Below are 21385 nucleotides of genomic sequence, written 5' to 3'. Positions count from 1 at the left end.
GAAGACCAGGATCAAAGAGTCAGGAATCCGTCGTACAGGCCGTAGGCGGCCACCAGGGCACCCACGACAACCGCGGCGAAGACCAGTTTTTCGATGTTGGTGAAGATAGGTTGGCCGATTTCGCGCTTGGCCTTGGCGAACAGGATGGCGCCAGGGGCATACAGCAGTGCGGAAAGCAGCAGGTATTTCACGCCGCCGGCATACAGCAGCCAGATGGCGTAGACGAGCGCGATGCCGCCGATCAGCAGGTCCTTGCTGCGCTCGGATGCGGCTTGTTCATAGGTTTCGCCACGCAAGGCCAGCAGGAAGCCGTAGGCTGCCGACCACAGGTAGGGCACCAGGATCATCGAGGTGGCGAGGTAGATCAGCGACAGGTAGGTACTGCTGGAGAACAGGGTGATGACCAAGAAGATCTGCACCATCGCGTTGGTCAGCCACAGCGCGTTGGCCGGCACCTGCTTGCTGTTCTCGCGGCGCAGGAACTCCGGCATGGTGTGGTCCTTGGCGGCGGCGAACATGATCTCCGCGCACAGCAGCACCCACGACAGCAGCGCCCCGAGCAGCGAGATGACCAGGCCGACGCTGATCAGCACCGCGCCCCAGTGGCCTACCACGTGCTCGAGCACGGCGGCCATCGACGGGTTCTGCAGCTTGGCCAGTTCCGGTTGGGTCATCACGCCAAGCGACAGCACGTTGACCAGTACCAGGAACAGCAGCACGGTGATGAAGCCGATGACCGTGGCCTTGCCCACGTCCGAGCGTTTCTCGGCACGCGATGAGAAGATGCTCGCGCCCTCGATGCCGATGAACACCCACACGGTGACCAGCATCATGTTGCGCACCTGGTTCATCACGCTGCCCAGCTCAGGAGCGCCCACGCCCCAGATGTCGGCGGTGAAGATGTCGAGCTTGAACGCGAACAGGCAGATCAGCACGAAGATCAACAGCGGCACGACCTTGGCCACGGTGGTGATCAGGTTGATGAACGCTGCCTCCTTGATGCCGCGCAGCACCAGGAAGTGCACGGCCCAGAGCAGCACCGAGGCGCCGATGATGGCCGCCGGTGTATTGCCTTCGCCGAAGATCGGGAAGAAGTAGCCGAGGGTGCTGAACAACAACACGAAGTAGCCGACGTTGCCCAGCCAGGCACTGATCCAGTAGCCCCAGGCCGAGGAAAAGCCCATGTAGTCGCCGAACCCGGCCTTGGCGTAGGCGTACACCCCGCCGTCCAGGTCAGGCTTGCGGTTGGCCAGGGTCTGGAACACGAAGGCCAGGGTCAGCATGCCGACGGCGGTGATTGCCCAGCCGATGAGCACGGCCCCCACCTCCGCGCTGGCCGCCATGTTTTGCGGCAGCGAGAAGATCCCGCCGCCAATCATCGAGCCGACAACAAGTGCAACTAACGCGCCGAGTTTTAGTTTTCCGGAAGAATCAGACATTTAACAACTCCTGCCAGGAGAAAGTTGACGACAGATTAAATCCGACGCCGGAGTCATGAACTGACACAAATCAGTTCATGACCACGTGAAGTAGGAAATTTCCTTCACGCGGCTCCTGGAGAGTGCCGACAGCTCAGCTGCAGGCCTTGGGCGCTGGCACCTCCATGTCTTTCTAGAGCAAACGCTCTGTGTAGCCTGCGAACTCTCAAGCTAGCCGCTTTTGAGCGTTTCGCAAATTTTTCAAATGAATTTTGAGTTCTAGTGCGTTGTCTTATATTTTCTGTGCTGACACGGTTGTAATAGAGCTGGCCTATAGACAAATGAGTTATGAGTGCTATAGGTTTAATGATCAGTGCCATATAAGTATGGGTACTTAGTATGGCCTGCGTTGCTGTTTCAAACGAATGACAGCGTGCAGAAAAGGAGCGCCATGAGCGAACCGGGACAGAAGCTACGCCTTGGCGCACTGATCGCATTGGTGGTCGGGTCGATGATTGGCGGCGGGATCTTCTCGCTGCCGCAGAACATGGCGGCCCGCGCCGACGTCGGTGCGGTATTGATCGGCTGGGGTATCACCGCCGTTGGCATGCTGGCCCTGGCCTTCGTGTTCCAGACCCTGGCCAACCGCAAGCCCGAACTCGATTCCGGCGTGTACGCTTACGCCAAGGCCGGATTCGGCGAGTACATGGGCTTTTCCTCCGCCTGGGGCTATTGGATCAGCGCCTGGCTGGGCAACGTCGGCTACTTCGTGCTGCTTTTTAGCACCCTGGGGTTCTACTTCCCGGTGTTCGGCGAGGGCAATACGCCGATCGCCATCGGCTGTGCCTCCCTGCTGCTCTGGACCGTGCATTTCATCGTGTTGCGCGGCATCAAGGAGGCGGCGTTCATCAACCAGGTCACCACCGTGGCCAAGGTCGTGCCACTGTTGATCTTCGTGGTGATTGCCGCGTTCGCCTTCAAGGCCGATGTCTTCACCCGCGATATCTGGGGCCTGAGCAATCCGCAGTTCGGCAATGTGCTCGAGCAGGTGCGCAACATGATGCTGGTGACGGTATTCGTGTTCATCGGCATCGAGGGCGCCAGTGTCTATTCCGGTCGGGCGCAGAACCGCTCGGACGTGGGCAAGGCCACGGTGATAGGGTTTCTCGGTGTGCTGGCCTTGCTGGTGCTGGTCAACGTCCTGTCGCTGGGGGTCATGACCCAGCCGGAACTGGCCGGGCTGCAGAACCCGTCGCTGGCCGCCGTGCTCGAATACATCGTCGGGCCCTGGGGTGGCCTGCTGATCAGTATCGGCCTGGCGGTCTCGCTGCTGGGGGCCTTGCTGTCGTGGGCACTGCTGTGCGCGGAGATCCTCTACGCCACTGCCCGTGACAAGACCATGCCGCGCTTCCTGGTCAAGGAAAACGCCAACCATGTGCCGGCCAATGCCCTGTGGCTGACCAACTGCATGATCCAGGGCTTCCTGCTGATCACCCTGTTCTCGGCGGGCACCTACACCAGCCTGATCTACCTGGCTTCGTCGATGATCCTGGTGCCCTACCTTTGGTCGGCAGCCTATGCTGTGCTGCTGGCGGCGCGCGGTGAAACCTATGCGGGCCAGCCGAAGCGGCGCCACAAGGACCTGGTGGTGGGAATGCTGGCGCTGCTGTACGCGGTATGGCTGCTGTACGCAGGCGGTTTGAAATACCTGCTGCTGTCGGCGCTGCTGTATGCCCCAGGCGTGATCCTGTTCGCCCAGGCCAAGCGCGAGCAGGGCCAGACCCTGTTCACCCCGTGGGAAAAACTCATCTTCGCGGCCGTGCTGGTGGGGGCTGCTGTGGCGGCCTATTCGCTGTACTCAGGGCTGCTGAGCCTGTGACCCCGGCACGCCGGCCTGTTCGGGCCGCGACCAGATCCACAGGTTGCCCAGGGTCATGCCGCCAATGGCCAGGAACACGGGCCAGCGGTGCTCGAGAAACACCAGCATCAGCCCTGCGCACACCAGCATGCTCACGGTGGCGCTGACCTTCGCCCGGCGCTGGATGACCTTGCCGTTGCGCCAGTTGTACAGGATCGGCCCGAACAGCCGGTGGTTCTCGAGCCAGGCCGACAGCCGCGGCGAGCTGCGTGTCGCGGCCCAGGCGGCGAGCAGGATGAACTCGGTGGTCGGCAGGCCGGGGATGACGATGGCCACCAGGCCGATGCCCAGGCTCACGTAAGCCAGGATGCCATACAGCAGGCGCGACAGTTTGGAGCGGGCAGGTCGGGTCATGGTCTCACTGCGAAAAACGGTCCGGCCACCGGAAGGGTGGCCGGGTGGTGCGTATCAGGCCGGTGTGGCGTGCCGGCTGTTGCTGGTGCCGGCGTAGGCGTGCTTGAGCAGCTCGGTGAAGCGCTCGAAGGCGGCCACCGCAGCACGTTCGGCGGCAGCGTCTTCCTCGGGCGACAGCGCCAGGCCGTCGAGAATCCGGGTGAACTGCTTCCAGCCTTCGGCACGGCCTCCGGCCGGCTCGCCCAGGTGCCTGGCGCCGAAACTGTCGGACAACTGCAAGGCCACTGCACGCTTGATCAGAAACGCAGCGCCCAGTTTGGAGCCTTCGGAGACGAAGATCCAGCCCAAGGCTTGCGCCACGCTGGGGTTGTGCAACGCACCCGGCACGGCGCCAGGCACCTCGGTGCCGAGGTCGGCAAGGTCCAGCCGGGCTTGTTCGGCGCGGCAGCGCTGGGCCAGGTCGGGGACGATGGCGATCAGGCGTGGGTCGTTGTACAGGGCCTGCAGCTCGGCCTGGAACAGGTATTGGGCCACGACGAAGCGGGCGAAGCTTTCTCGGCTGTCGAACGGCGCGTGGGATTTGACCAGGGCGTCGAGTTCGCTGTGCGGGGCGTGGGTGACTTGGTTGAGGCGTTGCGAGCGCAGTGCGGGGCGGTCGGTCATGGGGGTGTCCTTGGGAAAATGAGGGCGTCTAGTGACAAGACGAAACGGACGACAGGTGACAGTAAAAAATCTGGATTTTTCTGCTTAAGCTTCTGGCCCTTTCGCGGGCAAGCCCGCTCCCACAGGGGAACCAGCGGTTTCAGGTACCGCGGTGAATCTGTGGGAGCGGGCTTTGCCCGCGAAAGGGCCGCTGCTGACAATGCAGATCAGCGGCGATGCAGATCAGATATCCCACACCACGTTGACCGCGAAATTGCGTCCCGGCATGGTCAGGCGGTCGAGGTTGGCCGGCTGGGTCACGCCGGCCTCGCCCTGGCCGTCGTAGCTGCGCACCGAGTCCCACTGCCAGTACTTCTTGTCGGTGAGGTTGTACAGGCCGGCGTTGACGGTCACGTCGTTGGTTACCTTGTAGAAGCCGGTCAGGTCCAGCACGCCGTAGCCCGGGGTGCGGAATTTCGACGAGGAGCCGTCGGCGTCGAAGTACGAGGTGTCGTCGACGCGGGTCTTGCGCTTGACCAGGGTCCAGCTCAGCAGGCCGCCATAGTTGTCCTGGTCGTAGCCCAGGCCGAATACGCCCTTGAGCGGGTTGACCGAGTTCAGCGGCTCGCCGGTGTCGTCATTGCGGCCGTAGGTGTAGGCGATCGAGCCTTGGGTGTAGAGGCCCTGCGGTGCACCGAAGTGATCCAGGTTCAGGCGGCCCTTGACCTCGGCGCCCTTGATGGTGGCGTGCTTGATGTTGGCTGCCTGGAAGGTTTGTCCCAGCGTGGCGCTCTGCACGGCGTCCTCATCGATGAAGTCGCGGTACTTGTTGTAGTACACCGCGACGTCGAAGTTGCCAGCATTGAAGTTACCACGCAGGCCGGTTTCGTAGCCTTTGCTCTTCTCAGGCTCGAGCCCCGGATTGCCCTTGACTGTATAGCCGACAGTCTCGTTGGTGAAGCGGCCGAACATGGACTTGGCTGTCGGCGTGCGGAAGCCCTCGGCGTATTGGCCATACCAGGTGTAGTTGTCGTTGAACGCGTAGGTGATGCCGAACTTGGGCGATACGCGATGCCATTTCTTGGTCGAGTCGTCTTGTGAATCGGGGCCCGTGGTGCTGGAGCCCTGGATGCCGCGCAGGAATTCCTCGGTGAATTTCGGCTCCATGCGGGTGTAGTCGTAGCGCGCGCCCGGCAGGAAGGTCCAGTCGTTCCAGCGGATCTGGTCCTGGACGAACAGGCTGTAGGTGTCGATGGTCGGGTCCGGGAAATCGCTGACCAGTTGCTGGCGATCGCTCGGGCTGTCGGCGCCGACGGCGGTGCAACCCGCGCCCACCGCCAGGCAGGTGCCGTTGCCGCTGCGCGAGCCGGTGACTTTCTCATGCTTGACGGTGGCGCCGTAGGTCAGCTCGTGATCGGTCTGGCCGATGCTGAAGGCCTTGTCGAGCTGGGCATCGAAGACCCACTGGCGATCCTTGTAGGTGGTATTGCGGGTACGGTAGACCTGGCGAACGAAGGGTACGTAGATTTCTGCGGTGTCCTGGTTGGTCTTGGCGACCTGGTAGTTCAGGCTCCACTTCACGTGATCGGCCATTACCGAGTCCAGGCCGAACTCGTGGTTGATGCCGAAGCGTTCACGGGTGATGGTGTCCTCGGCCTGCCGCGATTTGTACATGCCCATGGCCGTGCCGTTGGCATAGGGGCCGTTGACGGCGCTCAACACGTTCTGGTCGCGGTCGTCCTTGTAGTTCTCATAGGTGAAGCCCAGGCGTGCATCGTCGGCGTAGTTCCAGCCCAGCTTGGCCAGCACGTTGGTGGTGCGCACGTCGGTTGGGTTGGCTTCGGTGCGGTCGATGCCGGCGCCGCCATGGCTGCCGTACGACTCGGTTTCGTGGCCGTTGCGCTGGCTCAGGTGCAACAGGCCGTCGACGTCGCCGTGGCGGCCGGCCACGGTGGCCGAGGTCAGCCAGCTTTCGTCTGCCGAGCTGTAGCCGGTCTTGAGGCGGGCGCCGACGTCCTTGCCTGGCTTGATGATGTCGTCGGGGTCGAGGGTGAAGTAGCTCACCGCGCCGCCGATGGCGTTGCTGCCGTACAGGACCGAGGCCGGGCCGCGAAGGATTTCCACACGCTTGACGATCTCGGGGTCGACGTAGTTGCGCTGGGTCTGGGCGTAGGGCCCGTAGAAGAAGCTGTCCGGGATCGACACGCCGTCGATCTGGGTGAGGATGCGCTCGCCGTCGATGCCGCGGATGTTGTAGCCGTTCAGGCCACTGCGCTGGCCGGTGCCGGCCACCGATACGCCCGGCTCGTAGCGCACCAGGTCCTGGATGTTGTTGACGTTGTCGCGGTCCAGCTGCTCGCGGGTGTGAACGCTCACGGTGCTAGGCACCTGGCTGACGTCCTGGGCGCTACGAGTGGCGCTGACGGTCATCTGCTGCAGGGCGATGGCATTGCCCGCGGCCTGGCGCTCGAGCACCACGTTGCCGCTGCCGATGCTACGGAAACTCAGGCCGGTGCCGTGCAGCAGGCGCTTGAGCGCGGCTTGCGGCGCCAGCGATCCCTGCACGCCCGGCGAGGCGATACCGTCGGCCAGTTCGGCGCTGAAGCCAACCTGCCAGCCGGTCACCTGGCTGAACGCGTTGATGGCCGAGACCAGTGGCTGCTGGGCGATGTCGAAGCGGTAGTCGCCCATGCGTGGGCTGCTGGCCTGGGCCGGTTCGGCGGCCAGTGCCGGCAGGCTGCAGGCGCCGCCAGCGAGCAGGGCCAGGTTCAATAGTGAAAGGCTCAGCAGCGACGGCTGCCCGGTACGGGGGGGAAGGGTGGACGGGCGATTTTGACCTGTGGACATCGAAGGCGCTCCCAGACGCGCGAACTGTTATAGGTGATGACCGATCCCTCATGAAACAAGAATCAGTTGCATTGGCTATAACGAGACGACTGGGCTATCGCGATCGCGTAAAAATAATTCGGCCCGCGTTAGCGGGCGGTGTTCATCAGTTGAGAATGACCAGGGCGGGGTACTCGTGCAGTTGCGCCGAGGTGATCTGGGCCAGGGCGCGCAGGGTCTGCAGCGGTTGGTCGAGGCGGTAGTTGCCGGTGACCGCGATGTCGTCCAGCTGGCCGTTGCGGTTGATGATCCAGCCGGGGTAGTAACGCCGAACCTCGGCGAGCACTTCGCGCAGCGGGCAGTTCTCGAACACCAGGCGACCGTCGATCCAGGCCAGGTCCTTGTGCATGTCGGGGCGTTGGCGCTGGCCGAAACCTGCAGGGCCGACGCTGATGCTGTCGCCGGCACTGAGGCGAATGCGTTGGTCGCGGGCCCCCTGCAGGTCGACATCGCCGCGCTGGACTCGCACTTGCGCCTCGCCGTCGAGATAGCGCACGGCGAAGTCGGTATCGCGCACCTGGGCGCGCAGGGGACCGGCCTGAACCTCGAGCGGCATCTGCCCGCCAGCCACCTGGAAGTAGGCTTCACCCTGCAGCAGGCGGGCGACCTGGCGGCCGTCGCGCAGGTCGCTGGCGAAGGCCGAGTTGGTGTTGAGCAGTACCTTGGCGCTGTCGCCCAGCTCCAGACGCTGGCGTTCGCCGACCACGGTCAGGTGGTCGGCCTGCAGGCGCACCGGCAGGTTGCCGAAGGTGAACAGGCCGACCAGCAGCAATGCAGCGGTGGCCAGGGGTTTCCAGTGGCTACGCAGGCGTCCGCGCACCGAGCGGCGCTGGTCCTGGTGCAGTTGCACGGCGGCCTCGCGCAGCGGTTTGCCATTCCACAAGGCTTCGGCTTGCACATAGGCTTCGGCGTTTTCGGTCGCCGCGCCCAGCCATTGCTCGAAAGCCAGGGTGTCCTGCTCGGTGGCGCATTGCAGGCGCACGAGCCAGTCCAGCGCTTCGTCCATGGCGCGGGCGCGTGCGTCGGGCCCGGTGGATGGCGGGCGAGGGACGGGGCTGTCGGTCACGGTGGATCCCTGGAATGGTTTTTCGCGCATGATCAAGGCAAAGGCCGGGTGTGGCAAGGGAATTGGATTTCCTCGTGAGCCGCTGGTCGTTTCACTTGAGGCGATCGGCCACGCCCATGCAGATGGCCATGATCAGCTTCAGTTCCTTCTGCATGGTGCTGGCTGAAACCTTCAACTGCTCGGCGATTTCCAGGTAGCTGGCGCCATGCACTCGGCTGAGGATGAAAATGCGCTGCTGGCGTTCGCTCAGTTGCCCGAGGCTGGCGCTCAACTGCTTGAGCAGGCGCTCGGCATGGGCGGCATCCTCGCTGTTGCTGGCGGGCGCGGCGACGTTGTGCAGTACCGCCTCGGGCACGTCGTCGACCAGCGTGCGGGCTTGCACGCGGCGGCTGCGCAAGTGGTCCAGGGCCAGGTTGCGGGCGGTCTGGAACACGAAGGGCTCGAGGTGCTCGATGGGGCGCTCGCTCACTGCCCGGGACACGCGCAGGTAGGTTTCCTGCAGCAGGTCTTCGGCCGTGCTGGGGTTGCCCACCATGCGCTGGAGGGTACGCAGCAGGGAAAGGCGCTGGACGAGAAACACGGAATTGAACCGGGACTGACTCACGGTGGGACCTGGCCGACGAAAGGTGAATGATAATGCTTATCATCTGCTCGTCAGGTCAAGTATCGAATTGTTAGGAAAAGGTAAAGATTGTGGCGGTTGGCCATGAATGGGGCGTCGGGGGAGGAGTACTCTGGAGAGTTGTGGTGCCGCACAAATCGAGCGCCGCCCGCGCGGCGCATCGCGACGCAAGGCCGCTCCCACATTTGTTGCAACGTACCTCTGTCTGATAGGTCATGGTTGTCAGCCTGGTGGGTCCGGCGCGACTCCTCGACAGGCGCCAAAAGCGAACAACCATGGCCTGACAGACATAGGTTCGTTGCAACAGATGTGGGAGCGGCCTTGCGTCGCGATGCGCCGCGCGGGCGGCGCTCGATTTGCGCGGCACCACACCACTCAAGCGCACACATCACTCACCGAGCGTTACAGAGCGCCAGGCAGTTATCCAGCATACGGTTGGAGAACCCCCATTCGTTGTCGTACCAGGCCAGCACCTTGAGCATGTGACCGTTGGCGCGGGTATGGTTGGCATCGAAGATCGACGACAGCGGGTTGTGGTTGAAATCGCACGACACCAGCGGTAGGGCGTTGTAGCCCAGCACCCGGGAATGCCGGCTGGCTTCGAGGAACAACTGGTTGACCTGCTCGGCGCTGGCCTCGCGCTTGAGGTTGACCGTGAGGTCGACCAGCGACACGTTGATCACCGGCACGCGCACGGCCATGCCGGTCAGCTTGCCGGCGAGCTCCGGCAGCACCAGGCCCACCGCCTCGGCGGCGCCGGTCTTGCTGGGGATCATCGACTGGGTGGCCGAGCGGGCGCGGTAGGGATCGCTGTGATAGACGTCGGTCAGTACCTGGTCGTTGGTGTAGGCATGGATGGTGGTCATCAGGCCTTGTTCGATGCCGAACTCGCGGTGCAGCACCTGGGCGATCGGCGCCAGGCAGTTGGTGGTGCAGGAAGCGCTGGAGATGACCTGGTGCGACGGGCGCAGGATGTCGTGGTTTACGCCATATACGATGGTGGCATCGGCGCCCTTGGCCGGCGCCGAGACGATCACCTTGCCGGCCCCGGCCGCCAGGTGCGCCGCGGCCTTGGCTCGTTCTGTGAACAGGCCTGTACACTCGAACACGACGTCGATCGCTTCGGCTTTCCAGGGCAGGTCGGCGGGGTTGCGGATGGCGCTGACCGCAATCCGGTCACCGTTGACGGTCAGGCTCTCGTGATCGGCCTCGACCGTGGCGTCGAAGGTGCCGTGCACGCTGTCGTACTTGAGCAGATGGGCATTCATGGTGCTGTCGCCAAGGTCGTTGATGGCGACGACCTGCAGGTCCTGGCGGTAGCCTTGGGTATACAGTGCGCGCAGGACGTTGCGTCCGATGCGGCCGAATCCGTTGATGGCGATGCGTAGAGTCATGGCAGTACCTCTGGCAGTCAGAGTGAAACCTGTGGCACAAAGGAGCTTCACTGAAACGGTTTTGTTGTTGGAATTACAAGATTATTCACTATCAGATAGAAAACAAGCCTTTTTACTGGCAGAATTTTGTTTAAACATACAACGAGTGGTTGGCTGGTCCGCCTCCTCGATGCGTCAGGCCCCTTTGTACTTGAGCCTAGGACGCGATCGGTGGGAGGGGAAATGTCCGGTACGGCCACCCTTACAGTTAGCCTGGAGTCCAGTACATGCATCCGCGCATCCTTGAGGTCACCCGACGGCTGGTAGAGCGCAGCCGTGCCACCCGTGAACGCTACCTGCGCCTGATTCGCGGGGCGGCCAGTGACGGACCCATGCGTGCCGGCCTGCAATGCGCCAACTTCGCCCACGGCGTGGCCGGTTGCGGTGCCGAAGACAAGCACAGCCTGCGCCTGATGAACGCCGCCAACGTGGCCATCGTCTCGGCTTACAACGACATGCTCTCGGCGCACCAGCCCTACCAGCACTTTCCCGAGCAGATCAAACAGGCCCTGCGCGAGGTCGGTTCGGTCGGCCAGTTCGCCGGTGGCGTGCCGGCCATGTGCGACGGCGTGACCCAGGGCGAGCCAGGCATGGAACTGGCCATCGCCAGCCGCGAAGTGATCGCCATGTCCACCGCAGTGGCGCTGTCGCACAACATGTTCGATGCCGCGATGATGCTCGGCATCTGCGACAAGATCGTCCCGGGCCTGATGATGGGCGCGCTGCGCTTCGGTCACCTGCCGACGATCTTCGTCCCGGGTGGCCCGATGACCTCGGGGATCTCCAACAAGGAAAAGGCCGACGTACGTCAGCGCTATGCCGAGGGCAAGGCCAGCCGCGAGCAGTTGCTCGAATCGGAGATGAAGTCTTACCACGGCCCGGGCACCTGCACCTTCTACGGCACCGCCAACACCAACCAGCTGGTCATGGAAGTGATGGGCCTGCACCTGCCGGGCGCCTCGTTCGTCAACCCTTACACGCCGCTGCGCGATGCGCTCACCGCCGAGGCGGCGCAGCAAGTCACGCGCATGACCAAGGCCAGCGGCAGCGGCTTCATGCCGCTGGGTGAAATCGTCGACGAGAAGGCGCTGGTCAACGCCATCGTTGCCCTGCACGCTACCGGCGGCTCGACCAACCACACCCTGCACCTTCCGGCTATCGCCCAGGCGGCGGGCATCCAGCTCACCTGGCAGGACATGGCCGACCTGTCCGAAGTGGTACCGACCTTGTCGCACGTGTATCCCAACGGCAAGGCCGACATCAACCATTTCCAGGCGGCGGGTGGCATGGCCTTCCTGATTCGCGAGCTGCTCGATGCCGGACTGCTGCACGAAGACGTCAACACCGTTGCCGGCCGCGGCCTGCGCCGCTACACCCAGGAGCCGTTCCTCGACGACGGCCGCCTGGTATGGCGCGAAGGGCCGCGGCAGAGCCTTGACGAAAGCATCCTGCGACCGGTGGCGCGACCGTTCTCGGCCGAGGGTGGCTTGCGGGTGATGCACGGCAATCTCGGCCGCGGCGTGATGAAAGTGTCCGCGGTGGCGCCGGAGCACCAGGTGGTGGAGGCGCCGGCACGGATCTTCGACGACCAGCAGTCGCTGGCCGACGCCTTCAAGGCCGGCGAGTTGGAGCGCGATTTCGTCGCAGTGGTGCGTTTCCAGGGGCCACGCTGCAACGGCATGCCTGAGTTGCACAAGCTCACGCCGTTTCTCGGCGTGCTGCAGGATCGCGGCTACAAGGTCGCGTTGGTGACCGACGGGCGCATGTCCGGCGCCTCGGGCAAAATTCCGGCGGCAATCCACGTCTGCCCCGAAGCGTTCGACGGTGGTCCGCTGGCAAAGGTGCGTGACGGTGATATCGTGCGGGTCGATGGTGTCGAAGGTACGTTGCAGGTGATGGTGTCGGCCGAGGTACTGGCCAGCCGCGACCTGCCAGCGCCTGCGCAGGGCAACGACGAGGGCTGCGGGCGCGAACTGTTCGGCTTCATGCGCATGGCGTTCAGCCCGGCCGAGCAGGGCGCCAGTGCCTTCACCTCGGCATTGGAGAACCTCAAATGAAGGAACTGCTGGTTGGCGACATCGGTGGCACCAATGCCCGCTTCGCGTTGTGGCGCGACAACCAGCTGCACGCGGTGAAGGTATTCGCCACCGCCGACCACACCAGCCCCGAGCAGGCCATCGCGGCCTACCTGGACGACCAGGGCATCGCCGGTGGCGACTTGGCGGCGGTGTGCCTGGCAGTGGCCGGGCCGGTGGATGGCGACGACTTTCGTTTCACCAACAACCATTGGCGTCTGAACCGCAAGGCGTTCTGCCAGACGCTGCAGGTCGAGCACCTGTTGCTCACCAACGATTTCTCCGCCATGGCCCTGGGCATGACGCGCCTGCGCGCCGGTGAATTCCATGAAGTATGCCCCGGCCAGGCCGACACCCTGCGCCCGGCGTTGGTGATCGGCCCTGGCACCGGTCTCGGCGTCGGCAGCCTGTTGCACCTGGGCGAACGCGGCTGGCTGGCGCTGCCGGGCGAGGGGGGGCACGTCGATCTGCCAGTAGGCAATGCCCGCGAGGCGGCGATCCACCAGCAGATCCACGGCCAGATCGGCCACGTCAGTGCCGAGACGGTGCTCAGCGGTGGCGGCCTGGTGCGGTTGTACCAGGCGATCTGCGCACTCGACGGCGACACTCCTCGACACAAAACCCCGGCAGAGATCACCGACGCCGCCCTGGCCGGCGAACCACGGGCGCTGGCGGTGATCGAGCAGTTCTGTCGATTCCTCGGCCGGGTGGCCGGTAACAATGTCCTCACCCTGGGGGCCCGCGGTGGGGTCTATATTGTCGGCGGCGTGATCCCGCGTTTTGCCGAGCTGTTCCTGCGCAGTGGATTTGCCCAGAGTTTTGCCGACAAAGGCTGCATGAGCGGTTATCTTGCCGGGGTGCCGGTGTGGTTGGTCACGGCGGAGTTTTCCGGGCTGCTGGGCGCTGGCGTTGCATTGCAACAGGCGCTGGACCACTGATTGACTGCTGATTGACCGATCGGGGAGCAGGGTGCTCCCTTTTAGCGGTGCGATAACAACAATGAGGGCGGGACACCTTGAGTACTGCCGGAAAATCCATCCTGATGGTCGACGACGATCAGGAGATCCGCGAACTGTTACACACGTACCTGAGCCGCCTGGGCTACCAGGTACATGCCGAAGCCGATGGCCAGGGCTTTCGCCAGGCACTGGATACCACGCCCTGCGACCTGGTGATACTCGACGTGATGTTGCCCGGCGAGGACGGTTTCAGCCTGTGCCGCTGGGTGCGTCAGCACCCCCGCCAAGCCCGCGTGCCGATCATCATGCTGACCGCCAGTTCCGACGAGACCGACCGGGTCATCGGCCTGGAACTGGGCGCCGACGACTACCTCGGCAAACCATTCAGTCCGCGTGAGCTGCAGGCACGCATCAAGGCCCTGCTGCGCCGCGCCGACTTCGCCCAGACGGCGCCGGGTGGCGCGGTGCTGGCCTTCGACGAATGGCGGCTGGACACGATCAGCCACCGACTGTTCCATCGCGACGGCGAAGAAGTGATGCTGTCCGGTGCCGACTTCGCGCTGCTCAAGCTGTTTCTCGACAACCCCCAGCAGATCCTCGATCGCGACACCATTGGCAATGCCACCCGTGGCCGTGAGCCGATGCCGCTGGATCGCATCGTCGACATGGCCGTCAGCCGTTTGCGCCAGCGCCTGCGTGATACCGACCGGCCACCCCGCTTGATCCGTACCGTACGCGGCAGTGGTTACCTGCTGGCTGCCCATGTCCGCTGCACGGGCTGAACGGCGCTGGCGCCTGTTGCCGCGCTCCTTGCTCGGCCGCATGCTGTTGCTGACGCTGCTGGCGGTGCTGCTCGCCCAGGGGCTGTCGAGCTTCATCTGGGTCGCGCAGCTGCGTTCCAGCCAGCTTCAGGGGCTACGGGCCAGCGCCAGCAGCCTGGCCCATTCGATGAGTGCCAGTGTCAGCTACTTCCGCTCGCTGCCAGTGGCCTACCGGCCGATGGTCCTCGACCAGTTGCGCAGCATGGGCGGCACGCGCTTTTTCGTCTCGCTCAACGTCAAGCCGCTGGTCATGCCGGAGCTGCCGGCGACGCCCCGCAAGCAGGCGGTGATCGAGGTGGTCCAGCAGGTGCTGCACGAACGACTGGGCGCCCAGATGGATATCTCGGTGGAATTCGTCGGCCCCGACGACCTGCGCATCTTCAACAGCGGCCTCAAGCTCGACGAGCTGCCGCGTTCGTGGGCCCACTATTCACTGACCCTGGAGCCGCTCAACCCGCCGGTGCTGGTGACCCAGATCCGCCTGGGCGAGGGTGAGTGGCTGTACATCGCCTCACTGCTGCCCGAACCCTACACCAGCCTCGAGGCCGAGCGCCTGCCACGCCAGCAGGTCGGTTTCATTTTCCTGACCACCGCCTTGCTGTTGCTGTTCATCGGCCTGCTGGTGCATTGGCAGAGCTGGCCGCTCAAGCGCCTGGCCCGCTCTGCCCGGGAGTTGTCGCTGGGCGCCGACGTCGCGCCGGTGGCCGAGCGTGGAGGCAGCGAGGTAGTCGAGGTGGGGCGGGCGTTCAACAGCATGCGCGAGCGCATCAGCCGCTACCTGACCGAGCGCAGCCAGTTGTTCAGCGCCATTTCCCATGACTTGCGCACGCCCATCACGCGCCTGCGCCTGCGTGTGGAGCTGCTCGAGGATGAGCGCTTGCAAGCCAAGTTCAGCCAGGACCTCGACGAGCTGGAGCTGCTGGTCAAGGGTGCCCTGCAGTGCGTGAAGGACACCGATATCCACGAGAACATCGAGCCGATCGACCTCAATCAGGTCCTGGAGCTCCTGGCCGAACCCTACCTGGTCGATGGCCGCATCACCGTCGAGGGGCAGGCGCTGGCGCCATATCCGGGCAAGGCACTGGCCCTGCGCCGGTGTATCGGCAACCTCATCGACAATGCCATCAAGTACGGCGAGCGGGCGCGCCTGCGGATTCTCGACAGTACCGAGAGCTTCGTCCTGCAGGTCGACGACCACGGCCCTGGGGTGCCCGAGCAGCAACTGGAACAGGTGTTCGAGCCGCATGTGCGCCTAGCAGGGCTGCAGCAGGGCTATGGGCTGGGGTTGGGGATCGCGCGGAACATCGCCCATAGCCACGGTGGCGAAGTCAGCTTGCTCAATTTGCGTGGGGGTGGGTTGCGGGTAACGCTGTATCTGCCGCGCGATGTCACCGGGCTGTGACATACAGGCGGAGCTTTGTGACATGCCAGCCAAGCGCGCTCGCTAGAATTCGCACATGATGGCAAGGACGCGGTGGCCCATGAACGATACCTGTCTCAACTGGCTCGACGCTTCGGTGCACGCCGCCTGGCGCCTGGCCGAAGGGCAGCGCCTGCTGGACTTCGCCAAGGCAGCCTGGCTGCCCGACGGCTTTGGCAGCCTCGACGCAACCGGCCACCTGCTACCGGGGGCTGGTGCCGACACCCTGCACACCGCGCGCATGACCCACTGTTTCGCCTTGGCGCACATCCAGGGCGTGCCGGGTTGCCTGGCCTATGCCGAGCATGGCGTGGCCGCCCTGTGCGGGGCGATGCGCGATGCCAACTATGGCGGCTGGTTCAGCCATCCGGGTGGTCAGGATGACAGCGGTAAGTCAGCCTACCTGCATGCATTCGTCGCCCTGGCCGCCAGCTCCGCGCAGGTGGCGGGCGCCGCTGCTGCCGACCTGTTGCTGGCGGACGCGGTGCGGATCATCGAGGCGCATTTCTGGAGCGAAGAAGAGGGCGCCATGCGCGAAACCTTCTCGCGCGCCTGGCAGTTGCCCGAGCCCTATCGTGGCGCCAACAGCAACATGCACGCGACCGAAGCCTTCCTCGCGCTTGCCGATGTCACTGGCGATCCGTGCTGGCTGGATCGCGCCCTGCGCATCGCCGAGCGGATCATCCATAGCCTGGCCGCGGCCAACCAGTATCGGGTGGTCGAACATTTCGATGCGCACTGGCAGCCCTTGCCCCATTACAACCTGGAGCATCCTGCCGATCATTTCCGGCCCTATGGCACGACCCCGGGCCATGGCCTGGAGTGGGCTCGCCTGTTGTTGCACCTGGAAGCCAGCCTGACCCAGGCTGGCCGGGAGGTACCGGCTTGGTTGCTGCCCTGCGCACGTGGGCTGTTCGACAGCGCTTGCAACCTGGCCTGGCACGTCGATGGCACGGAAGGCTTCATCTACACCCTCGACTGGGACAACCGCCCCGTGGTCAGAGCGCGTCTGCATTGGGTGCACGCCGAGGCTTGCGCCGTCGCCGCGGCGTTGCTGCTGCGCACCGGCGAAGCCGATTACCAGCGTTGGTATCAACGGCTCTGGGGGTTCATCGACAACCACTTCATCGACCGCGTGAGCGGTAGCTGGCACCACGAACTCGACGCCAACAACCGGCCGGCCGGGACGATCTGGCCAGGCAAGCCCGACCTGTATCACGCCTACCAGGCGCTGCTGTTGCCAGGGTTGCCACTGGCGCCGAGCCTGGCGAGCAACCTGGCGCGCAATGTAACCAAACGATGACATTCATGCATCGCTTCGTTACCTAGCGAAGCGGGTGGGCTGATTAGACTCCATGCAATGCAAGCGACCGACTTGCTCGGCATAACAACAAGAAACTGGAAAGGTACCTTCATGAACGCTGCCCTTCGCCTTGCTGGCGCTCTCTCCCTTGCTTCGCTGTTCCCGCTCACTGTCCTTGCTGCCGAGTCCAAAGGCAGTGTCGAGGTCGTGCACTGGTGGACCTCCGGTGGTGAAAAAGCCGCCGTGGACGTGCTCAAGGCCCAGGTCGAGAAAGATGGTTTCACCTGGAAGGACGGCGCCGTCGCCGGTGGTGGCGGGGCCACGGCGATGACCGTGCTCAAGAGCCGGGCGGTGGCCGGCAATCCGCCCGGCGTCGCGCAGATCAAGGGGCCGGACATCCAGGAGTGGGCTTCGACCGGCCTGCTCGACACGGACGTGCTCAAGGACGTGGCCAAGCAAGAACAGTGGGACTCGCTACTCGACAAGAAGGTCGCCGATACCATGAAGTACGACGGTGACTACGTCGCCGTGCCGGTGAACATCCACCGTATCAACTGGTTGTGGATCAACCCGGACGTGTTCAAGAAAGCCGGCATCAAGCAGCCGCCCACCACCCTCGAACAGTTCTATGCGGCGGCCGACAAGCTCAAGGCTGCAGGCTTCATCCCGCTCGCCCACGGCGGCCAGCCATGGCAGGACAGTACCGTGTTCGAAAGCGTGGTGCTGTCGGTGATGGGGGCCGAGGGTTACCAGAAGGCGCTGGTCGACCTGGACAAGGATGCGCTGACCGGGCCCGAGATGGTCAAGGCGCTGACCGAGTTGAAAAAGGTCGCTACCTACATGGACCCTGACGGCAAGGGCCAGGACTGGAACCTTGAAGCGGCGAAGGTCATCAACGGCAAGGCCGGCATGCAGATCATGGGTGACTGGGCCAAGAGCGAATGGACCCTGGCCAAGAAGGTTGCCGGCAAGGACTACCAATGCGTGCCTTTCCCAGGCACCGACAAGGCCTTCCTCTACAACATCGACTCGCTGGCGGTGTTCAAGCAGAAGGACCAAGGCACCGCCGCCGGCCAGCAGGACATCGCCCGCAAAGTCCTCGGCCAGGACTTCCAGAAGGTGTTCAGCATCAACAAGGGTTCGATCCCGGTGCGCAACGACATGCTCGCCGACATGGGCAAGTACGGCTTCGATGCCTGTGCGCAGACCTCGGCCAAGGACTTCCTGGCCGACGCCAAGACTGGCGGGCTGCAGCCCAGCATGGCGCACAACATGGCCACCACGCTGGCCGTGCAAGGGGCATTCTTCGATGTAGTGACCAACTACATCAACGACCCCAACGCTGATCCAGCCGATGCCGCGAAAAAACTGGCGGCGGCGATCTCAGCGGCCAAGTAACGACGATTCGCGGGCAAGCCCGCTCCCACAGGCTCGGCGCCCTGCCCAAGGCCTGTGGCGAGCTGGGCCTATGTGGGAGCGCCGATCCGGCGCTAACCGGTGCCAAACCGCCCCTCCCTCGAGAACCAAAACATGACGACAGTTACCGCCCAACTGCGCGCTTCCCCTATGGACGTCTTGCAGCGCTGGCTACCCAAGCTGGTGCTGGCGCCAAGCATGTTCATCGTCCTGGTGGGCTTCTACGGCTACATCCTGTGGACCTTCGTGCTTTCCCTCACCACTTCGACCTTTTTGCCGACCTACAAATGGGCGGGCCTCGCGCAGTACGCCCGACTGTTCGACAACGACCGCTGGTGGGTCGCCAGCAAGAACCTGCTGCTGTTCGGCGGCCTGTTCATCACCATCAGCCTGGCCATCGGCGTGCTGTTGGCGGTACTGCTCGACCAGCGCATCCGCCGCGAAGGCTTCATCCGCACGATCTACCTGTACCCGATGGCGCTTTCGATGATCGTCACCGGTACCGCCTGGAAGTGGTTGCTCAACCCCGGCATGGGGCTCGACAAGCTGCTGCGTGACTGGGGCTGGGAAGGCTTTCGCCTGGACTGGCTGATCGACCCCGACCGCGTGGTGTATTGCCTGGTGATCGCGGCGGTGTGGCAGGCCTCGGGCTTCATCATGGCGATGTTCCTCGCCGGCCTGCGCGGGGTCGATCCGTCGATCATCCGCGCAGCGCAGATCGACGGCGCCAGTCTGCCGCGCATCTATTGGAAAGTGGTGCTGCCCAGCTTGCGTCCGGTGTTCTTCAGCGCCCTGATGATCCTTTCGCACATTGCCATCAAGAGTTTCGACCTGGTAGCGGCGATGACCGCCGGCGGGCCAGGGTACTCCTCCGACTTGCCAGCGATGTTCATGTACTCGTTCACCTTCAGTCGCGGGCAGATGGGCATGGGCTCGGCCAGTGCCATCCTCATGCTCGGGGCGATCTTGGCGATCCTGGTGCCCTACCTGTACTCGGAGTTGCGGAGCAAACGCCATGCATAGTCCAGCGCATAAACCGGCCACGAGCCTTAGCCGCCTGTTGATCCATGCCGTGCTGCTGATCGCCGTGCTGTTGTACCTGGTGCCGCTGGTGGTGATGCTGCTCACCAGCTTCAAGACCCCCGAGGACATCGGCAGCGGCAACCTGCTGAGCTGGCCGACCGTGGTTACCGGCATTGGCTGGGTCAAGGCCTGGAGCACGGTCAGCGGGTATTTCTGGAACTCGGTGCTGATCACCGTGCCGGCAGTGCTGATTTCCACCGCCATAGGCGCGCTGAATGGCTACGTGCTGTCGATGTGGCGTTTTCGTGGCTCGCAGCTGTTTTTCGGTTTGCTGCTGTTCGGCTGCTTCCTACCGTTCCAGACCGTGCTGCTGCCAGCCTCGTTCACCCTTGGCAAGCTGGGCCTTGCCAGCACCACCACAGGTCTGGTGCTGGTGCACGTGGTGTATGGCCTGGCTTTCACCACGCTGTTCTTTCGCAACTTCTACGTGAGCATTCCCGACGCCCTGGTCAAGGCCGCGCGCCTGGATGGCGCCGGCTTCTTCACCATCTTCCGGCGCATCATCCTGCCGCTTTCGACACCGATCATCATGGTCTGCCTGATCTGGCAGTTCACCCAGATCTGGAATGACTTCCTGTTCGGCGTGGTGTTCTCCAGCGGCGATTCGCAACCGATCACCGTGGCCTTGAACAACCTGGTCAATACCAGCACCGGCGCCAAGGAATACAACGTCGACATGGCAGCGGCGATGATCGCCGGCCTTCCAACCCTGCTGGTCTACGTGGTGGCAGGCAAGTATTTCGTGCGCGGCCTGACCGCCGGCGCCGTCAAGGGGTAATCCATGGCAACGCTTGAACTTCGCAACGTCAACAAGACCTACGGCAGCGGCCTGCCGGATACCCTCAAGGACATCCAGTTGTCGATCAAGGACGGTGAGTTCCTGATCCTGGTCGGCCCCTCGGGATGTGGCAAATCCACCCTGATGAACTGCATCGCCGGCCTTGAGCAGATCACCGGTGGCGCGATTCTGATCGACGAGCAGGACGTCAGTGGCATGAGCCCCAAGGATCGCGACATCGCCATGGTGTTCCAGTCCTACGCCTTGTACCCGACCATGAGCGTGCGCGAGAACATCGAGTTTGGCCTGAAGATCCGCAAGCTGCCCCAGACCGCCATCGATGAGGAGGTGGCGCGGGTGGCCAAGCTGCTGCAGATCGAGCATCTGCTGGCACGCAAACCTGCGCAGCTTTCTGGCGGCCAGCAGCAGCGGGTGGCCATGGGCCGGGCGCTGGCTCGGCGGCCCAAGCTCTATCTGTTCGACGAGCCGCTGTCGAATCTCGATGCCAAGCTGCGGGTCGAGATGCGCACCGAGATGAAACTGATGCACCAGCGCCTGAAGACCACCACCGTGTATGTCACCCACGACCAGATCGAGGCCATGACCCTCGGCGACAAGGTGGCGGTGATGAAAGACGGCATCATCCAGCAGTTTGGCACCCCCCAGCAGATCTACAACGACCCGGCCAACCAGTTCGTGGCCAGCTTCATCGGCTCGCCGCCGATGAATTTCATTCCCGTGCGTGTGGTCAAGCGCGACGGCCGCCTGCTGGCGCTGCTCGATAGCGGCCAGGCGCGCTGCGAGCTGCCGCTCGGCGCGGTAGGCGACGAACTCGAAGGCCGCGAAGTGATTCTCGGGCTACGTCCCGAGCAGGTCAGCGTGGGCATAGGGCAGGGTGCTGGCCAGGCCGCCATTCGCGCCGAAGTGCAAGTCACCGAGCCCACCGGCCCCGACATGCTGGTGTTCGTCAGCCTCAACCAGACCAAGGTGTGTTGCCGCCTGGCGCCCGATGTGGCGTGTCGGGTGGGTGACTGCCTGGACCTGCAGCTCGACCCGGCCCGGGTACTGCTGTTCGACGCCCAAAGCGGCGAGCGGCTGGACCGCCGTGCGCCGCCCGGCGCCGTGAGGGATAACGTGGCCTTGTTCAAAGGCCGTTGAAATCGTCTACACCACCAATAAGAAAAAAGAGGA

Annotated in this window: 17 protein-coding genes; 10 read left to right on the top strand and 7 right to left on the bottom strand. The window is 63.9% G+C overall.

From position 1 onward, the window contains the following. Nucleotides 1-11 precede the first annotated feature (11 nt). Entirely contained in the window at nt 12-1439 is a 1428-nt protein-coding gene (arcD, locus tag E6B08_RS25045) for an arginine-ornithine antiporter (RefSeq protein WP_136916423.1), read from the bottom strand. 430 nt (nt 1440-1869) lie between these two features. Between arcD (E6B08_RS25045) and arcD (E6B08_RS25040) the strand changes: the two genes are divergently transcribed. Further along, nucleotides 1870-3297, top strand: coding sequence for an arginine-ornithine antiporter (gene arcD / locus E6B08_RS25040; protein ID WP_136916422.1), 1428 nt, complete (start codon nt 1870-1872; stop codon nt 3295-3297). Here the strand turns inward: arcD (E6B08_RS25040) and E6B08_RS25035 are convergent. The 6 genes from E6B08_RS25035 to gap all read right to left on the bottom strand — a co-directional run bounded on the left by E6B08_RS25035 (nt 3277) and on the right by gap (nt 10300). Then, the gene (locus E6B08_RS25035; RefSeq protein WP_136916421.1) at nt 3277-3690 is read right to left on the bottom strand and encodes a YbaN family protein; all 414 of its coding nucleotides are present in this window, start codon (nt 3688-3690) and stop codon (nt 3277-3279) included. The genes arcD (E6B08_RS25040) and E6B08_RS25035 overlap by 21 nt on opposite strands. Nucleotides 3691-3744: 54 nt before the next feature. Beyond that, nucleotides 3745-4353 carry a biliverdin-producing heme oxygenase gene (locus E6B08_RS25030; protein ID WP_136916420.1) on the bottom strand — a complete coding sequence of 203 codons (609 nt, stop codon included), beginning with the start codon at nt 4351-4353 and terminating at the stop codon, nt 3745-3747. A 222-nt stretch (nt 4354-4575) separates the two neighbouring features. Further along, nucleotides 4576-7179, bottom strand: coding sequence for a TonB-dependent receptor (locus E6B08_RS25025; protein ID WP_136916419.1), 2604 nt, complete (start codon nt 7177-7179; stop codon nt 4576-4578). A gap of 145 nt (nt 7180-7324) precedes the next feature. Further along, nucleotides 7325-8284 (bottom strand): FecR family protein, encoded by a 960-nt coding sequence (locus tag E6B08_RS25020; RefSeq protein WP_136916418.1) that lies wholly within the window; start codon nt 8282-8284, stop codon nt 7325-7327. A 91-nt stretch (nt 8285-8375) separates the two neighbouring features. Continuing rightward, a complete protein-coding gene (locus E6B08_RS25015) occupies nt 8376-8888 on the bottom strand; it encodes an RNA polymerase sigma factor (protein ID WP_136916417.1) in 513 nt (170 codons plus the stop codon). A 410-nt stretch (nt 8889-9298) separates the two neighbouring features. Next, on the bottom strand, nt 9299-10300 hold the full coding sequence (gap, locus tag E6B08_RS25010; protein ID WP_136916416.1) for a type I glyceraldehyde-3-phosphate dehydrogenase: 1002 nt from the start codon (nt 10298-10300) through the stop codon (nt 9299-9301). Nucleotides 10301-10566: 266 nt separating this feature from the next. Here gap and edd point away from each other — a divergent pair, with 266 nt between their 5' ends. From edd to E6B08_RS24965, 9 genes are all read left to right on the top strand, one after another. Then, nucleotides 10567-12396, top strand: a complete 1830-nt coding sequence (gene edd, locus E6B08_RS25005) for a phosphogluconate dehydratase (protein WP_136916415.1) — start codon at nt 10567-10569, stop codon at nt 12394-12396. Next, nucleotides 12393-13352, top strand: a complete 960-nt coding sequence (locus E6B08_RS25000; protein ID WP_136916414.1) for a glucokinase — start codon at nt 12393-12395, stop codon at nt 13350-13352. The genes edd and E6B08_RS25000 overlap by 4 nt, the downstream gene beginning before the upstream one ends. 77 nt (nt 13353-13429) lie before the next feature. Next, a complete protein-coding gene (locus E6B08_RS24995; RefSeq protein WP_136916413.1) occupies nt 13430-14155 on the top strand; it encodes a response regulator in 726 nt (241 codons plus the stop codon). Further along, the gene (locus tag E6B08_RS24990) at nt 14136-15596 is read left to right on the top strand and encodes an ATP-binding protein (protein ID WP_136916412.1); all 1461 of its coding nucleotides are present in this window, start codon (nt 14136-14138) and stop codon (nt 15594-15596) included. Before E6B08_RS24995 ends, E6B08_RS24990 begins: the two co-directional genes overlap by 20 nt. A gap of 79 nt (nt 15597-15675) precedes the next feature. Further along, nucleotides 15676-16917 carry an AGE family epimerase/isomerase gene (locus E6B08_RS24985; RefSeq protein WP_136916411.1) on the top strand — a complete coding sequence of 414 codons (1242 nt, stop codon included), beginning with the start codon at nt 15676-15678 and terminating at the stop codon, nt 16915-16917. Between the two features lie 111 nt (nt 16918-17028). Further along, nucleotides 17029-18315: an ABC transporter substrate-binding protein gene (locus tag E6B08_RS24980; RefSeq protein ID WP_136916410.1), complete on the top strand. Its 1287-nt coding sequence runs from the start codon at nt 17029-17031 to the stop codon at nt 18313-18315. 132 nt (nt 18316-18447) lie between these two features. Beyond that, nucleotides 18448-19356, top strand: a complete 909-nt coding sequence (locus E6B08_RS24975; protein ID WP_136916409.1) for a carbohydrate ABC transporter permease — start codon at nt 18448-18450, stop codon at nt 19354-19356. Next, on the top strand, nt 19349-20194 hold the full coding sequence (locus E6B08_RS24970; RefSeq protein WP_136916408.1) for a carbohydrate ABC transporter permease: 846 nt from the start codon (nt 19349-19351) through the stop codon (nt 20192-20194). The genes E6B08_RS24975 and E6B08_RS24970 overlap by 8 nt, the downstream gene beginning before the upstream one ends. Before the next feature lie 3 nt (nt 20195-20197). Continuing rightward, a complete protein-coding gene (locus tag E6B08_RS24965) occupies nt 20198-21352 on the top strand; it encodes an ABC transporter ATP-binding protein (RefSeq protein WP_136916407.1) in 1155 nt (384 codons plus the stop codon). Nucleotides 21353-21385 lie beyond the last annotated feature (33 nt).

Origin of the sequence: Pseudomonas putida (assembly GCF_005080685.1) — a bacterium.
Lineage (GTDB): Bacteria > Pseudomonadota > Gammaproteobacteria > Pseudomonadales > Pseudomonadaceae > Aquipseudomonas > Aquipseudomonas putida_V.
This window is presented reverse-complemented; position numbering and strand designations above follow the sequence as displayed.

Coding starts and splice junctions, on each gene's coding strand:
- arcD (WP_136916423.1), bottom strand. CDS start 1,439: ATGTCTGATTCTTCCGGAAAACTAAAACTCGGCGCGTTAGTTGCACTT.
- arcD (WP_136916422.1), top strand. CDS start 1,870: ATGAGCGAACCGGGACAGAAGCTACGCCTTGGCGCACTGATCGCATTG.
- E6B08_RS25035 (WP_136916421.1), bottom strand. CDS start 3,690: ATGACCCGACCTGCCCGCTCCAAACTGTCGCGCCTGCTGTATGGCATC.
- E6B08_RS25030 (WP_136916420.1), bottom strand. CDS start 4,353: ATGACCGACCGCCCCGCACTGCGCTCGCAACGCCTCAACCAAGTCACC.
- E6B08_RS25025 (WP_136916419.1), bottom strand. CDS start 7,179: ATGTCCACAGGTCAAAATCGCCCGTCCACCCTTCCCCCCCGTACCGGG.
- gap (WP_136916416.1), bottom strand. CDS start 10,300: ATGACTCTACGCATCGCCATCAACGGATTCGGCCGCATCGGACGCAAC.
- edd (WP_136916415.1), top strand. CDS start 10,567: ATGCATCCGCGCATCCTTGAGGTCACCCGACGGCTGGTAGAGCGCAGC.
- E6B08_RS25000 (WP_136916414.1), top strand. CDS start 12,393: ATGAAGGAACTGCTGGTTGGCGACATCGGTGGCACCAATGCCCGCTTC.
- E6B08_RS24990 (WP_136916412.1), top strand. CDS start 14,136: ATGTCCGCTGCACGGGCTGAACGGCGCTGGCGCCTGTTGCCGCGCTCC.
- E6B08_RS24985 (WP_136916411.1), top strand. CDS start 15,676: ATGAACGATACCTGTCTCAACTGGCTCGACGCTTCGGTGCACGCCGCC.
- E6B08_RS24980 (WP_136916410.1), top strand. CDS start 17,029: ATGAACGCTGCCCTTCGCCTTGCTGGCGCTCTCTCCCTTGCTTCGCTG.
- E6B08_RS24975 (WP_136916409.1), top strand. CDS start 18,448: ATGACGACAGTTACCGCCCAACTGCGCGCTTCCCCTATGGACGTCTTG.
- E6B08_RS24970 (WP_136916408.1), top strand. CDS start 19,349: ATGCATAGTCCAGCGCATAAACCGGCCACGAGCCTTAGCCGCCTGTTG.
- E6B08_RS24965 (WP_136916407.1), top strand. CDS start 20,198: ATGGCAACGCTTGAACTTCGCAACGTCAACAAGACCTACGGCAGCGGC.